The organism is Staphylococcus rostri (assembly GCF_002902145.1).
Lineage (GTDB): Bacteria > Bacillota > Bacilli > Staphylococcales > Staphylococcaceae > Staphylococcus > Staphylococcus rostri.
In genome coordinates this window covers 1-273 of record NZ_PPRF01000138.1, presented here as the reverse complement: position 1 = coordinate 273, position 273 = coordinate 1, and the positions used below count along the sequence as shown (strand labels likewise).

Below are 273 nucleotides of genomic sequence, written 5' to 3'. Positions count from 1 at the left end.
ATACAAAAGGTCTTCCAGAAGGTACAACAGTTAAAGATGTAACACCAGAAGGATCAATCGATACTGATAAACCAGGTGAGTACACAGGTAAAGTGGAAGTAACATACCCAGATGGCTCAAAAGATACAGTAGATGTACCAGTAACAGTTAAAGAAAAATTAACTGACGCTGACAAAAATGATCCAACAGCAACACCAGAAGTGGTTGAACAAGGTGGAACAGTAGACTTAACAGATAACGTTGATACAAAAGGTCTTCCAGAAGGTACAACAG

Annotated in this window: 1 protein-coding gene; it reads left to right on the top strand. The window is 38.8% G+C overall.

What is annotated here, in order from left to right; genetic code table 11:
* On the top strand, positions 1-273 hold a 273-nt coding region (locus CD122_RS11450; RefSeq protein ID WP_276307410.1), incomplete at both ends, for a Rib/alpha-like domain-containing protein.